Source organism: Holospora undulata HU1, assembly GCF_000388175.3.
In the GTDB taxonomy this organism is placed as follows: Bacteria; Pseudomonadota; Alphaproteobacteria; order Holosporales; family Holosporaceae; genus Holospora; species Holospora undulata_A.
The window spans coordinates 1-12,916 of sequence record NZ_ARPM03000162.1 but is presented as its reverse complement, the minus strand read 5'-3'; the positions used below and the strand labels follow the sequence as shown (position 1 = coordinate 12,916).

The 12,916-nt window shown below is 35.9% G+C and carries 11 protein-coding genes and 1 pseudogene; 10 read left to right on the top strand and 2 right to left on the bottom strand.

What is annotated here, in order from left to right:
* Positions 1 to 86: 86 nt before the first annotated feature.
* Positions 87 to 224: a hypothetical protein gene (locus tag K737_RS10310; protein ID WP_162471409.1), complete on the top strand. Its 138-nt coding sequence runs from the start codon at positions 87 to 89 to the stop codon at positions 222 to 224.
* Between the two features lie 223 nt (positions 225 to 447).
* On the opposite strand, the gene K737_RS04960 is transcribed toward K737_RS10310, so the two are convergent.
* Positions 448 to 1,038 carry a Maf family protein gene (locus K737_RS04960; RefSeq protein WP_006303528.1) on the bottom strand — a complete coding sequence of 197 codons (591 nt, stop codon included), beginning with the start codon at positions 1,036 to 1,038 and terminating at the stop codon, positions 448 to 450.
* 12 nt (positions 1,039 to 1,050) lie between these two features.
* Positions 1,051 to 2,139, bottom strand: coding sequence for a ParB/RepB/Spo0J family partition protein (locus K737_RS06885; protein WP_006303526.1), 1,089 nt, complete (start codon positions 2,137 to 2,139; stop codon positions 1,051 to 1,053).
* 450 nt (positions 2,140 to 2,589) lie between these two features.
* Here K737_RS06885 and rpsF point away from each other — a divergent pair, with 450 nt between their 5' ends.
* From rpsF to K737_RS08950, 9 genes and pseudogenes are all read left to right on the top strand, one after another.
* Positions 2,590 to 3,033 carry a 30S ribosomal protein S6 gene (gene rpsF, locus K737_RS04950; RefSeq protein WP_006303525.1) on the top strand — a complete coding sequence of 148 codons (444 nt, stop codon included), beginning with the start codon at positions 2,590 to 2,592 and terminating at the stop codon, positions 3,031 to 3,033.
* A 34-nt stretch (positions 3,034 to 3,067) separates the two neighbouring features.
* Complete coding sequence (locus tag K737_RS04945) at positions 3,068 to 3,340, top strand: bS18 family ribosomal protein (RefSeq protein ID WP_023491369.1); 273 nt, start codon at positions 3,068 to 3,070, stop codon at positions 3,338 to 3,340.
* Between the two features lie 14 nt (positions 3,341 to 3,354).
* Positions 3,355 to 4,131 carry a hypothetical protein gene (locus K737_RS04940; RefSeq protein ID WP_152531099.1) on the top strand — a complete coding sequence of 259 codons (777 nt, stop codon included), beginning with the start codon at positions 3,355 to 3,357 and terminating at the stop codon, positions 4,129 to 4,131.
* 8 nt (positions 4,132 to 4,139) lie between these two features.
* Positions 4,140 to 4,643 carry a 50S ribosomal protein L9 gene (gene rplI, locus K737_RS04935; protein WP_006303512.1) on the top strand — a complete coding sequence of 168 codons (504 nt, stop codon included), beginning with the start codon at positions 4,140 to 4,142 and terminating at the stop codon, positions 4,641 to 4,643.
* Positions 4,644 to 4,650: 7 nt separating this feature from the next.
* Entirely contained in the window at positions 4,651 to 5,556 is a 906-nt protein-coding gene (locus K737_RS04930) for a DMT family transporter (RefSeq protein ID WP_006303510.1), read from the top strand.
* Positions 5,553 to 6,983 carry a M48 family metalloprotease gene (locus K737_RS04925; protein WP_006303508.1) on the top strand — a complete coding sequence of 477 codons (1,431 nt, stop codon included), beginning with the start codon at positions 5,553 to 5,555 and terminating at the stop codon, positions 6,981 to 6,983. Before K737_RS04930 ends, K737_RS04925 begins: the two co-directional genes overlap by 4 nt.
* Positions 6,976 to 8,343, top strand: coding sequence for an NAD-binding protein (locus K737_RS04920; RefSeq protein ID WP_006303506.1), 1,368 nt, complete (start codon positions 6,976 to 6,978; stop codon positions 8,341 to 8,343). The genes K737_RS04925 and K737_RS04920 overlap by 8 nt, the downstream gene beginning before the upstream one ends.
* 1,007 nt (positions 8,344 to 9,350) lie before the next feature.
* Complete coding sequence (locus K737_RS04910) at positions 9,351 to 11,108, top strand: ABC transporter ATP-binding protein (protein WP_023491363.1); 1,758 nt, start codon at positions 9,351 to 9,353, stop codon at positions 11,106 to 11,108.
* 1,067 nt (positions 11,109 to 12,175) lie between these two features.
* A pseudogene (locus tag K737_RS08950) lies at positions 12,176 to 12,850 on the top strand (IS5/IS1182 family transposase).
* The last annotated feature ends 66 nt before the right edge of the window (positions 12,851 to 12,916 follow it).

The window sequence follows — 12,916 nt, the reverse complement described above, 5'->3', positions numbered from 1 at the left end:
GGTTCATAAGGCCAATACGCATGACACTAGTTGCTGGGTGCAGAGTTTTTTAGGAAGCGTTGTAAAAATATCCTACATTAAAGGAAGTGTGTGCAGATGCTGGATATAGAAACCCCCTGGAGGAATTTGTGAGAACTCTATTGAATAAAACTATAGCAACCTCAGAGCGCATATCTCAAGGATGGGTCATACTTCCAAAGCGTTGGATTGTCGAAAGGACATAGGATGGCTAAATCATTTGCAAAGGGTATCTAAAGATTATGAAATTTCCATAGCGACTGCTGAAAACATGAGTATGATAGCCCATTCCATGATCCTATTAAGAAGGTTAGCTAAATCATGAATACAGGTTCTAGAATAAATTATTTGCTGAAACCTTAAAAAAGAACAAAAGATCAACCTTCACTATTCGAATAAGATATCTAAAATTTTTAAAAATTAAAAGAATTATGCGTCTTGCTTGAGGGGGCCCAGAAAATGAATTAACGGTAGTAAAGGCACCCCTTCACATCCGCCCACAGGACCTGCAAAATGGCGAATATATTGCCCAATCAGACCAAACGATTGGTATCCCCCGCTATAAGATTCTTGAATCATACTTTCTGCAAGGGGAATTATCATTTCTTTTGGAATGCGTTTAAATTTAACTTTTGTCGTAGATAAACGAAATTTTATCAAGGAATCGTTTTGAATTTTTCCTATCATTGTACACACCTTGTGGCTTCCTCCAGACCACAAAGTAACAGAATTAACGCACTGTTCTAAGGTATTATGCCCTTCTAAAAAAGATCTTTTTGTAAAAATCAATGTGTGTAGAGACCAAAACAATTCTTCACCACGACACTCCTTAGCTTTGTGAAGCTGAAAAGTTATGCGATCTTTTAGGTAAGTTAATACATCACAAAATCCGGAAGATTTTAAAGTAAAGGGAACAATAGATTTTTCCAAAATGCAAACGTCACCCAAAACATTTTTTAAATTTAGTTTGTCAATAATATTAACTTTTTTTTCACATTCCGTTACAAAATTCCAAACCATGCTCTTTTTTTCCTAAGGAAGTTCAGATTTTTCTTGAACTGAACTAATAAAATGTTCCATATCTTCTAAATTCTTAAATCGAAGATTTATCTCTAAAGAAGCTCCTTTATGTTGAATTTTCACCTGACTGTGCGTTACCCAAGTCTGCAGACGACGTTCTAAAAGTTCTAATTCATTTTTTTCCAAGTGATTTAAGTGTTGACGCAGCGCTTCTGTGGAGTGTTCTAAAGCTCCTTCAAACAAATTTTGAGATTTTTTTAAACTTTGCTCTTTTTTTAATTCTTGTTCTGTTTGCCTTACTGTCCATTGATTTTTTATAACTTTTTGCGCCAATTCTTCAGGAAATCGACTGCTTAAAATAACTTTTGCATGCCCAAGAGAAAGATGTTTATCTAGAACTAAATTTTGGACAGATTCTGGAAGATTTAAAATTCTTAACATATTGGCAATGTGACTTCTGCTTTTTCCAATGCGATGAGCTAACTTTTCTTGAGTATAACTGAACGCATCAATAAGGTGTTGATATCCTTTTGCTTCTTCAATCGGGTTTAAATCATCTCTTTGAATATTTTCTAAGAGCGCAATTTCCATCATTTCTTCATCGCAAACTTCTAGAATACGACAAGGAATTTGTTCGATCCCTGCTAACTGAGCTGCGCGCCATCGTCTTTCTCCGGCAATAATTTCATAACGATACTCTCCACATGGGCGCACTAAAAGGGGTTGTAAAATTCCCTTAGATCGGATAGAGTGCCCAAGTTCATCTAAAGACACTTCATCAAAAACAACACGAGGTTGCTTTGAATTGGTTTGTAGAGTTTCAGGACGCAGCCATGATAAAGTCTCATCTTTTTGAAGCGTGGAACTTAAGCGCTTTTCAGAATTTGAATGATCTTTTGTGCTGGGTTGATCTTCTAAACCAGAGCGATCTTTTGTGCTGGGTTGATCTTCTAAACCAGAGCGATCTTTTGTGCTGGGTTGATCTTCTAAACCAGAGCGATCTTTGGAGCTTGAGAGATTTTCCGTTTTTTCGGTTCCTTGTTCTCCCAGCAAAGCACCCAATCCACGCCCTAAGGCTTGTCGGTGTGGTGATTTTTTCATTATTTATCTAAAAAAAGAATAGCAACAACCTATTCTTTTATATATACCACCTAAACCCTTTATTGTCTACTTATATTTAATAAAAAAGTAAAGATTAATGTAAAAACAATTTTATTATTGTTAAAATTTACAATTAATATAATAAAAAGTTGTGAATTGTTTTGCAGATTCTTAAAACGATTAGCGGATCTCTAGTTTAATGATTTTGTGAAAGAAAGATTTATCGATGAATTATTTTCTTGAAAAATTAAAAAAACCAACTTTTAAATAAAAATTCTAAAAAACTGTTCCATTTTATGTAACTTTTTTTATGTGAAATTCTTGGGTTTTATTGACTGAAAAGCTTTCGATGCTGCTTGCGGTACCAGAAATTTTGTGCGATAATCCAAAAAACATTTGTGAGCTTTATTTTCTTTAGGTAGATGCTAATATTCAGGAGAGTTAAATAGCATGACAGCAATGCAAGAAACTATAAAAGAAGTGTTACGAGGGCGGTACCAACGTGATACTTTGTTAAAATATGAAGTGGTATTGATTATTAATCCAGATTATTCTATGCCTCAGGTTTTAGAAGTCTTTCAAAAGTTGGAATCTCAAGTCCAAGGGTATCAAGGGATGTTGAGTCCAGCGGAATATTGGGGATTTCGCACTTTAGCGTATCCCATTCATAAGCGCAATAAAGCACACTATGTTTATTGCACGGCTCAGCTTGACCCTTCTTGCGTGAAAGAGCTGGAACGTTTTCTTTCTGTAGAACTCCATGGGGGGATTTTTCGACATCTTGTTTTAAAAGTCAAGGATGAGAGTTTGTTGGTAGAGCCCACAATGCTGCGTCAGTCTTCCTTAGTGGATGCGGTTAATGGAGCATCTAAGCCTTCTTCTTCTGTCTCTTAGGAATTTTTTGTTTTAATAATGAAGGGAGAGTTTTATGAATTATATGCGTAAAAAGTATATTCGTTCTTTGAAAGAGAGTGAAATAAATTTTAAAAATCTGAAGTTGTTGAATCGATCCGTGACAGATTCTGGAAGAATAACTCCAGGACGTCTGATTCAAGTGGATCGCAGAATGGTGGATAAAAGGTCAGAGGAGGAGTCTTACAAAAAAACTCCTCGCACATTTTCTAATGCAAAGCGTCAAAAAAGCATCGCTAATGCCGTAAAAATTGCTCGGTATCTTGCTTTGATTCCGTACAAAAAGTAAGCATTTTAAGAGATGTGATGCAAAAAATTTATCAATATCTTGCCACCGCTTTTGTGGTATTTTTTTCTTTTTTATGTTTTTTTTCCCCGTCTTCTTTTTGGGGGCAGTGGATTTTGTTGGGGTTGGTGTTTCCTTTTGCTGCGGTACTTTTAAACGTTCAGTTGGAAATCTCTTTACTTCTTTCAGTTTTTGCGTTTTCTTCTTTGGCTCTGGCTGAGTATCCTGTTGCAATTTTGGTAGCTTATGTTGTGTATTTTGTTATTCCACTGATGCTTTTACGTCATCAAAAATCTTTTAAAAACGAAATACCAGAAGATGTATTTTTAAAATTTTTTAGCTGCATTATGATGGGCGCTACTTTTTTTGTGGGATTGTGGTGGCAAGACGTAATGGTTCAAGTTTCTGCACCTCTTTTGTTAAAGATGTGGCCTGGAGTTTTATCGTTGCTTTCGGGAGCTTGTTGTGGCGTTTGGTTTCTAAAGGATCAGTTTTCTTTAAAAAAGATGTATGCTGTTTCTATGTGGAACTATTGGATATTAAGCGCGTTTCTTATGCTGGCAATAGCGTTAGAAGATGCGCAAGTTGTATTCTGTAATATGGCTTTAAGTGCAACATTGCCCTTTGTTTTAGAAGGCTGGAGTTTTCTTCGAAGTCTTTGGAAAAATAGGTCAGGGCTTGTCTTTTTTATTATAGGGTGTTGTGCTAGTATAAGTGGAGTTCCGTTGGTTATTTTGGGGTTGTGTTCAATTTTTAGACCTTGGATCATGCCTCTGTTAAATGAAAAGGAGTAGAGCAAGTTATGGCAATTAAAAAAAATAAAAAAACTTCAGTGGTATTGTGTGCGAACATTCGAAAATTAGGAAACGTTGGAGACATTGTTCAGGTAGCGCCCGGGTATCACCGAAATTATCTAGAACCTCAAGGAAAAGCTTTTTTTGCGACAGCAGAAAAGATTGAAAAAGTTCGGATTCAAAGTGAGGCGTTGAAAGCGGAAGATGAATCTCGTAAAGTTTTAGCTTTGAAATACGCAGAAGAGCTGGAATCTTTTGAGTTGACTTTTTCTAAAGAAAGTAATGAAGCTGGGGTGATGTTTGGTTCTGTTACTACTTTGGACGTTTGTCAATTGTTGGTTAGTAAAATAAAAGATCGGTTTCCGGAAGAAGAGTTTAAACTTTCTAAATCTGCAGTTTTAATGGATAAATCTTTAAAAACATTTGGAACTCATGAAGTATCAATAGAACTTCATCCACAAGTTGTGGTCAACGTTCGTATAATTGTTGCGCCAAAAATGTTAAATTATTAAAGGCTGTATGTCTTGGAGTGCAATAGGATATAAATTAGGGGCGTGCTTAGGTTTTTCTTGTTTAAATGTTGCAATTAAAAGTGCGAATCTTTCTGCGCTCTGGATTGTTTTTGTCCAAAATTTAGGGGCCTTATTTTGGGTTTGGCTTGGATTTGGTTTTTCACTGAAGTTTAATATTTTTCGTCCACTTTCTCTTTTAAGGGGAGGATTTGCTTTGTCGGGAGTTTTATTATGGACGATCAGCCTAAAGCATTTTTCTCTTTTTCAAATGATTTGTTTAGGATTATTTGGTCCGTGTGCTACGATTTTTTTGGCAGTTTTGATATTACAAGAATCTTTAACTTGGCGAAGGGCTGCTGCTATCGGTGTAAGTATTTTTGGGGGGCTATTAATTAATTACGGAAAAAGCCTTTTCGACTTGTCTTGGGGGGCATGTTTTCAATTAAAAAAATTTCCGGTATTTCCATTTTTGGCTATTTTTTGTTTTTCAGCCTCTAATATTTTGGCAAAAAAGATGTTGCGGCGTGCTTCTCCAGAAGATGTTGGGTGTTCAGTATTTGCCTTAACTGCTTTGGGAGCGGGGTCTTATATTGCAGCAGAATATATTTTTGGTCCAATTTTTAAGGTAGAAGTTATGATTGGAAAGCAGACTATACTTAATGAGATATTTTTAAAAAATTTTTTAAAAAATTTTGTGATACTTGGAAGTTTAACATTTTTATCACATCTTTTAATGAATCGCGCGCTTTCATTGCATCGAGTGCTTTTTTTACTACCTTTTGGAGCAGTTCGCCCGGCCATTAGTGCATTTTTAGGATGGTATTTTTTTAAAGAACCTTGGCCAAGTATCTGGATGTGGGGCGGAAGTGCTGCTATGATTATAGCCATAGTTTTGCTATCAAAAGAGCGATGAAATTTTATGTAAATTTCATAAAAATTATTACTATATTTTATGGGATGATCATTGGTGCTATGCCTTTGCGATTTGAAGAGGGGGCGGTAATATCCGATAGTCAAGTAGAAAATTTTTTAAATACGGTGTGCGCACCAGCTTTTGATATTTTGGGAGATAGCCTGCGTTCTAGAGTGAGTTTTCACTTAGTTAATAGCCAAACTATCAATGCTTTTGCTACAAAAAATGGTAATATTTTCATCAACGTAGGAGTGTTTTTAACAGCAGATACTCCAGAAGAAATTATCGGGGTCCTTTTTCATGAGTTGGGTCATGTTTCGTGTGATCATTTGACAAAAGCCATGGACCTGATGAAAAGTTTAGAAATAAGGTCTACGATACTACGCGTACTTGCGGGAGTTGCAGCAGGAATGACGGCGTTGACTTCTAAAGAAGGGTTAGGCGTGCTTCCGGGGTTTTTAGGGGGAAGCTCTTTGATTGACCTAACTGCGTTAACCGATATGATGCATTTTAGTAGAGCTCAAGAAGGGTCAGCAGATCAATTTGCTTTGGGGGTATTAAAAACATTGCAGTGGTCTATGAATGGATTGGCGACTTTTATGGAAAAAATGGTTCGGGCGTCTGGCATTAGTCAGGTTCCTTTGTATCTTAGAACTCACCCTTGTTCTGGAGATCGGTTGGCAAGTATTCGAGATGCTGAAAAAAAAAGTGGCCCTGTTAAGCCATTAGATCCCAGTATATATAGAGAATTTTTTAAAATTAAATCAAAACTTTGGGCATGTACAGAGCTTCAAAATGTGTCCACGTTGCAAGAATTTCGGCAAAAGTTAACGGGAATACCTGAAGAGTACCGCGCTTTGGGAGAAAGTATTTTTTTACACCGCAAAGGAAAACTTCAACACGCATTGAAAGCTCTAGACCGTTTTGAAAAGACTAATCAAAGAGATGCGTTTACTTTAGAGCTACGCTCTCAAATCTTGTTTGAAAATGGACATTTGACGCAAGCATTAGATTTTATTCGTTCTGCATTAAAAATGCGTCCAAAGGATATAAATATTAGAACCTACTCAGCAATTATCGCATTGGATGGTAGCGATCCTATGCAATGGAAACGCAGTGCAACTTTGTTGGAAGGGGCGGTCTTTGGCACTCAACAAGATCCCTATATGTGGTATTGGTTGGGAATTGCTTTAGGAAAATTAAATCGTATCGGAGAAATGCATGTTGCAATGGCTGAATGTGCTATGGGTAAGGGAGATATTCAAGATGCAAAAAAGCATACGCATCTAGCGCTGATGCATTTACAGGGAAAAAAATCTTCGAAAACTCCTTCTAGAATTTTAAGTACGTATTCTCAAAAGTATATTTTGCGTGCTAGAGACTTACAGCAAGCACTAAAAACGATTACGTTGCCGGCTCGTGATTAAACGATTGATTATTGCAGGGATGGGGGCTTTGGGGCAAAGTCTGGTGCATCATCTTCAAATTCACTATGAAATTATAGCTATTGATTCTTGTTTTGATGTGGTGCAAGACCTTTTAAAAAAATACGATATTCAGGGTATCGCAGGAAGCGTTTTAGATTTGGTGCTTTTATCTCAATTAGATTTAGATGAAACGTGTGGATTTATTAGCGTTACCGAAAAAGATAGTGTAAATTTAACTGCGTGCAGGTATGTACGGCAGAGTTTCTCTCTTGGGTTTATAGCCGCACGATTGAAAGATCTAGAAATTTATACTGTGATGCAGACAAGCGCTCTTCAAGAAGGCATTCATTTATTACTAAATCTTGATATGGATGGAGCAAAAGGTGTTCTTCAAAGGCTTTATTACCCAAACATTATGCGTCACATGTCGTTTTTTGAAAAAAAACTTCATGGGATTGTAATGAAAATTGAAGCTAAACACCACTTGTGCGGAATGAAAATTGAAGATATTGAGCGATACCATGCCGTACAGGATTCAAAAATTATACAGATTTTTCGTCAGAATAAGTCGGAAGTTCCTCATAAAAATATAGTTCTTAAGGAGAACGATCGAGTATGTATTGTGTACCATCCTATTGTTCCACTGAAACGATTATTTGAAATTTCGATGAATTTTCCAAAATATATTGTATCGTTAGGGATTAATTCGTTTTCTTATGCACTGGCAAAGATAGTGCACAAAAATTATTTTGATCTTAAGCAAGTATTTTTTGTTTCCTCAGATCCTGAAAAATATAGGGCGCTGGCTGCGCTTTATCCTGAATTTTCTTTTTATAATGGAAATCCTTTAGATGAAAAATTCCGAGAAGATCTTGGAATTCCTCCCAAAGAAAGCGGAATTTTGGCGCTTGGATTAAGTGATGCTGACAACCTTTTGTCTGTTCTTACCCATCAACATGCGCACCATTCAGTATCTATAGTGCAAGATGCTTCGTACATTCCCATTGGATTAAAGATAGGTGTAAGGTCTATTATTCATCCAAATGCATTAATTTTAGAGCAATTAATGACGCACCTTAGCCCTTCTTGTGTACAGCGTGTTCATGTGTTAGCAGACACACATTCAGAAAGTACAGAACCGATGGTACTCATTACAGCTGTGCTGGCAGAAGAAAGTTATTTCTTAAAAATGCAGAATTCGGATTTTAAAAACTTAGATGTGCAAATCATTGCTGTATTACGAAAAAAAAAGTTATTATTCAATCCTGAACATTTCATACAAAACGATCAAGTTCTCTTTTTGTGTTCTCAATTGAAATACTCACAAATTTTAGATTTATTAAAAAATAAAAAATTTTAATCGCAAGGTTTGGTGCATAACTGTTAATTTTTAATATCATAAGCACGTACCGTAATAAGAAAATTTTTTATTAAAAAATAGTTGGCCTTAGTATATTGCATGGAAGGAAAGATAAAAAAATAAAGCTCCATAAAAAGATGAAAAGAAAAAATTATAAGTTGGTCGTGAAAAAAAAATTAAAAAATACGATTAAAGGACTAAGTAAAAGTTAGGTGATTTTGATATATATGCCAGTCATATAAAAGTGCATCTTCATGCAGCATAGGCTAAGGAAGGTGGGCCAGGACATAGGGCCAAGCACAAAAGGGGGCTCAACACGAAACTAAATATAGCTGTAAATGCCCAGGGTATGCCGGTCAGAGTTATTATTACATTAATTACAGCTGCTGATTGCAAAAAAGCTAGCCAGCGTGTTGAAGGAATAGACACTCAAAATCTTCTCGCAGATAGGAGGTATAATACCAATAAAATTGTTGATTAGGCAAGAAAAAACAACATCAATCCTGTTATTCTTCCAAAGAAAAATAAAAAAACAAAGGGAACACGATAAAAATATTTACAAGCTTAGACATTTTGTAGAGAATACATTTCTTCACCTGAAACGCTGAAGAGGAATTGCAACGCGATACGCAAAAAATATTTCTTCACTTCTTTCTGTTTTTCAAATTAAATGCTTTTTCCTTTGGTTGAACTTCTCGTGACGACATCATATAAAAAATAATTGAGAAATTTTATGTATCTACACGGAAAAGTATGCGTTAATTGCATTTCTTTAATTTTCGTTGAATACTTATGAAAGGAGCTGTTAAGTCTGGGAGAGATCATTTTTCTCATTCCGTCAAAGTATTTAACTACGCATTTAAGATTTCCTACATGGGACCATCAAAATGTGTTTCTGGTTTTGTATTTACTAAAAACGGGAGTATTAATCAACAAAAGTCTTGAAAATGAACGGGTCTTGAAAATGAACGGTATGTATAAAAATCATAGGAGTTTTGTAATTGTTTATGCGGGTAATTAGGTTCATCATTGTAAACATAGGTCCCTATAAAAAGTATATTTTTTGTATTTTTTTAGCAAAATGTTTGATTGCAATAGATACTACGCTTAAACCTTTTTTGGTCAAACAGTTTATTAATATAGTTTCTCACCATCAAAAAGGAAGCTTATGGAACGTGTTTATTCTTTATGCAGTGTTGCAATTTATGTTGATAAGCATGTGGAACATAAGCGATTATTGTGTGACTCGCTACACAATCAATTTTCGATTAAACGTAGCGGAAGTTTTTATGAAAAAATTATATGAATATCCATACAGTTTTTTTCAAAATCAGCTTTCTGGAGCTTTAACATCAAAAATTAATGATGCTTTTCAGTATTTGCCACATTTGATTTTTATAACAATAAATTCGTTTTTTTATTTTTTTCTATTAATTATTATTTCTATTTGTTTGCTTGCAAAGGTTGCATTTATTTTTGTATTGAGTATGGGGATTTGGGTTGCGTTATTTTTTGCAATTATTTCTATTTCTATGAAAAAAAGTATAGCTCTTAATAAAGAGTGTGCCGAAGAAAAATCTAAAATAATGGGCTTGATTTCAGACTATTTTACTAATATTATGAGCGTTAAACTTTTTGCAACACAATCTTTTGAGCAAGATCGTTTTTTTAAATTAAAGAATTTTTTTATAAACGTAGCCGAAAAAGGAGGGACCTACCACACTTGGTTGTATGGGGGATTAAGCCTTCTTACGTCTGGGTATGCGTTGTTGTTCGTAAGCGCGCTGATTTTTGGTTATCAAAACGGTATCGTAAGTCCGGGAGATTTTGCATTGGTTATTATGATTAATTTCAATATTATCAATACAATTTTCCAGCTTTCTTATACATTAAGAAACTTCATAGCCAACTGGGGAGAAGTAGACCAAGCGCTGGCGTTGTTAGAAGAAGGCGAGCCAACACATTTAGACCAGCCAAAGGCCACAGCCTTAAAATGTCATAGCGGAGAAATCATTTTTTATCGAGTGGCTTTTCAGTATAAGGGGACGGAAATGCTTTTTCAAAATAAATCTCTTACCATTAAGTCCGGACAAAAAGTAGGGTTAGTTGGTTATTCAGGAGGGGGAAAATCTACTTTTGTAAATTTAATATTAAGGCTTTACGATGTTACTCATGGTGCTATTTTGATCGATGATCAAGATATTAGGGATGTTACTCAAGACAGCTTAAGAAAAAATATTTCTATGATTCCTCAAAATCCTATGCTATTTCATCGCAGCGTAATGGAAAATATTCGTTATGGTCGAATTGAAGCTACAGATAAAGAGGTCATTGAAGCAGCGAAAAAAGCTCATGCGCATGAATTTATAAAAAAGTTACCGCAAGTCTATGATTCGTTAGCAGGAGAGCGTGGCATTAAGCTTTCTGGTGGACAATGTCAACGTATTGCCATTGCTCGTGCTATTTTAAAAAACGCTCCTATTCTTATTCTTGATGAAGCAACTAGCCAACTTGATTCTGTCACAGAAAGTCTGATTCAAGAATCTTTATGGACATTGATGAAAAACAAGACAACGATTGTTATTGCTCACCGCTTGTCAACACTTTTGCATATGGATCGCATTTTAGTTTTTGATAAAGGAAAGGTCGTAGAAGATGGAACGCACAGTGAACTTCTTAAAAAAACAGGACTTTATAAAAATCTATGGTGCGCTCAGGTTGGTGGATTCTTGAGTAATAAAGATGATGGGATAACGAACAAGTGAAATTATTGAATAATAAAAAAATTTTATTGATATTTTAAATAATAATTATTTTGTTGGAATATTTAGAGTTTCAGTTCAATAGGAGATGAAAAGAAGAAATTTTTGAGAACTGAACAGGGGGGCTTGCGCAAAACAATTTATAACCTGTATTAATGATTTAGCTACCCTTCTTAATAGGATCATGGAATGGGCTATCATACTCATGTTTTCATCAGTCTCTAGGGAAATTTCATAATCTTTAGATACCCTTCAAAATAATTTAGCTATCCCATGTTCTTTCGACAATCCAACGCTTTAGTAAGTATAGCCCATCCTTGAGATATACGCTTTGAGAGTGCTATAGTTTTATTCAATAGAGTTCTCACAAATTCTTCCATGGGTTTTATATATCTAGCATCTGCACAAACTCTCTTTTATGTAGAATATTTTTGCACCGCTTCCTCAAAAACTCTGCACCCAGCACCTGTGTCATTGGCCTTATGAACCGTGATATGGAGCAGAATTTCCTTGTCTATCAACACCACTATGCCGTTTACGTATCTTTTTTTCCCCCATCTATACCTATTTTTTCTGAGGCAGCTGTGGGTTTAACCCTTTGTGAATGATGCTATATCTGGGATTCTCACTCCTTTCATACTTAATTTGGCGTGTCTTAACAAAGTTCATGCATCACTTTTTCCCATACCCCCTTAATCCTACATCGTCTATAAAACAATGTACCGTCCATTGACAACCGCTCTTGATTATATAACATACTGCATTACCCCCCTCTTTTTTTGCATTTGCTTTTATTGCCGCTATCAAAATGATGCTTTATTACTTCCCTCTCTCTTTTTTAAATCGCTTGGATAATTCTTCTTCCACTCCTCCAGGCCTTTTATACCACACTTTTTTATTCATGAATACAGGTTCTAACTCCGGCACTTACCAAGCAAATTGATTAATAATTAAAAAATATTAAAGATTTGGATTGCAAAGTCAATAAATACTAGGCCCCATCCTCAATTAAGTTAATTTTTTATATTTTTTGAAAATTTAATAGAAAATTCAGAAGGATTTTGTATTCAATGAGACGGTATGCGTTGAGGCAGAGGGGTCGGCTCAAGGATCTTTTACCTGGAACCTCGGGAGGTGTGCGCGTTACAGCAAAAGATACCCCCCTCCTGTTTGTGTAGGCTGTTTTATACCGTTACCGTGCAGGAATTTCGTGGCCGGAGAGGTTTGGCGCTTTTAAAGCTATCCATCCGCTTTACGAGTTAGAGCCAAAAGGGCGTATAGAAAAGAGTCTTTTAGGCGCTGGCAAAAGACGCCAAAACGAGTACGCGATGATCGATTCCACGATTGTGGGCGCCTACTAACACAGAGCTGGAACTAAAAAAAACGAGAACCAGGCCATCCTGAGCACTAAGATTCATGCAATCTGTGACGCCCAAGGCAATATCACTAGTAATCCCATCGCTTTTCACTTGACAAAAGGTCAGACCCATAATTTGGAAGGCGCTGATCACCCCGTGAAGGCTGGTGCGGTACTTGCCGATAAAGCGTATGATGCCGATGAAAGGAGGCAGAGAAAACTCAAAGAAAAAGGGGGGGGAAGGCCGTGATCTCTCCTAAAAAAACCCGTTCAGTGCCTTCAAATTATGATACATATCTTTTTAAATCCCGTCTTTGATCGGAGAATTTCTTGGCCAAAATGAAAGCAATACAAAGCCATTTCCCTGTGCTATGAAAAAACGTCTTAGAATTTTCTAGGCGCTATTCACTTGGCTTTACTTGTCGTTTGGCTTAATTGAATACGGGCCTTAGTA